Annotated in this window: 3 protein-coding genes; 1 reads left to right on the forward strand and 2 read right to left on the reverse strand. The window is 58.2% G+C overall.

Annotation, left to right across the window (positions count from 1 at the left end):
* On the forward strand, positions 1-198 hold a 198-nt coding region (locus JT360_RS33025; RefSeq protein WP_214477607.1), incomplete at its 5' end, for a hypothetical protein.
* Here JT360_RS33025 and JT360_RS33030 read toward each other — a convergent pair.
* Together JT360_RS33030 and JT360_RS33035 are read right to left on the reverse strand one after the other, a co-directional pair.
* Complete coding sequence (locus tag JT360_RS33030) at positions 199-762, reverse strand: sigma-70 family RNA polymerase sigma factor (protein ID WP_214477603.1); 564 nt, start codon at positions 760-762, stop codon at positions 199-201.
* A 272-nt stretch (positions 763-1034) separates the two neighbouring features.
* Positions 1035-1454: a hypothetical protein gene (locus tag JT360_RS33035; protein ID WP_250889246.1), complete on the reverse strand. Its 420-nt coding sequence runs from the start codon at positions 1452-1454 to the stop codon at positions 1035-1037.
* Positions 1455-1688: the final 234 nt, after the last annotated feature.

Here is a 1688-nt window from a genome sequence, read left to right on the forward strand (position 1 = left end):
GCTATCTATCAAGAGAATATGATGTCTCGTTCGAGCGATGATGCCATGGACCCGCGTGTCGGCACGGTGGTGGATCAGGAGATTACTTCTCTGCTGGCGGCGATAGAGCAGGAAAAAATCCCAGACCGCCTGACCAAGCTGGCGATCGAGTTGCAAAACGCGCTGGCCGAGAAACGTCGACGTGGCGTGAAGAACTGACTATCTGCGGCTGTCGCCCTCAATGTCGAGTTGACCATCCGATAGGTGATTGCGTCTTTCCATCAATGTCTGCAACGAACTCTCGCCAAGGAACTCAAGGATGTTGGCGCGGGCACGGTTCAGCCGGCTTTTGACGGTCCCCACCGCGCAGCCGCATATGTCGGCAGTTTCCTCGTAGCTCACCCCCAAAACGCCGATCAGCATAAGGACCTCGCGTTGATGTTCGGGCAGCTTTTGAATGGCGCCGTGAACTTCCTTGCTCTGAACGGTCCATTCCTGGGTAGCTTCCGAAATCGGTCTTGAGGACGCGCAGTCGAGCAGGCCCGGCGCTTCCCGGGCAGCGATCTTGACCCTGGCGTAGTAAGTGTTGCGCATGATCGTGAACAGCCACGACTTCATGCGTGTGCCGGGTTCGAACTTATCGATGTTGGCGAGACCCCTCGTCAGCGTCTCCTGCACCAGATCGTCTGCATCGGCGGGAACGCGACAAAAGGTACGCGCGAAAGCCCGCAGGGCGGGTATCAGGACAACGATGGAAACTTCATTGGTTTCCTGGTCGGCCAAAACGTAGCCTCTGGATGACAATTGTCCAGCTCCCAGAAGAAAGAGTGTGTGAACGCAGCCCCTGCTAAATGCATGGAAGTTTGGTTCGTTCCTCATGCTGGAAACAACTCTTCAGAAATTCTGCGCGGGCGGGAATATCTGTCGCCTGATCGCCCAACAGTGACGCCCCCTTCGAAAGTGCGTGCCCGGCGCTCGTTCTTTGGGTGACATGAGCGTCGGCGCGTGTCTGCTGACCCTGGGGGTGCCGCCAAGCCTCAGCTCGGCACGGCGATCTAGGATTGGCTGTCCTTCCGAGCCGCCTGTTGCCGCTGCTTTTTCAGGACCTCGTCGGTCCCGACCAGCTTCTTTGCTCCGCCTGAAATGGTTGTGGACACCACCGCGGGCGGGTCGCTTGCCGGAAAAGAATCCTCCAATCCCGCCTGCAGCTGATCCTCGAGCGTCCCTGGTTCTTCGGAGCGACCGGGTGTCCTGCGCGTGTCTATCTTCTCCAGCGACTGTTTCTTCTTTGGCGAATCGTTCGCGGCCCGGACCAAGGCATAAAGCTGCTCGATGGCGAGTTCCTTGACCGTTTCGAAATCGGCCCGATCGTCCTTCGTCGCCTCGATCTGATCGACCATGGCCTTCTCGAACCGATCAAGGCTTTCACCTCCACAGGCCTGGGAAAGGCGCAGCAATGCCTCGTGCAGCATCATCGGGGTGAAATGAGCTGAAGCCTCAAGCCTGAGTTGCCGCAGGCGATCCGGAGTGGCGGCTTGGAACTTTGACATGGACGGTGTCCTTTCTCTCACACGCATGTCAACGACAGTTGATCGCTGATGTTCCACCGCGCTGGAACATACTTCATGTCCCGCGAACTACAGGAACCAGCTTGCCACCAGACCCGCCGACGCCGCAAAAATCGCCAGGGTCGTCGCGCCACCCAGGAT

Source organism: Mesorhizobium sp. dw_380, from assembly GCF_018588885.1.
Lineage (GTDB): Bacteria > Pseudomonadota > Alphaproteobacteria > Rhizobiales > Rhizobiaceae > Mesorhizobium.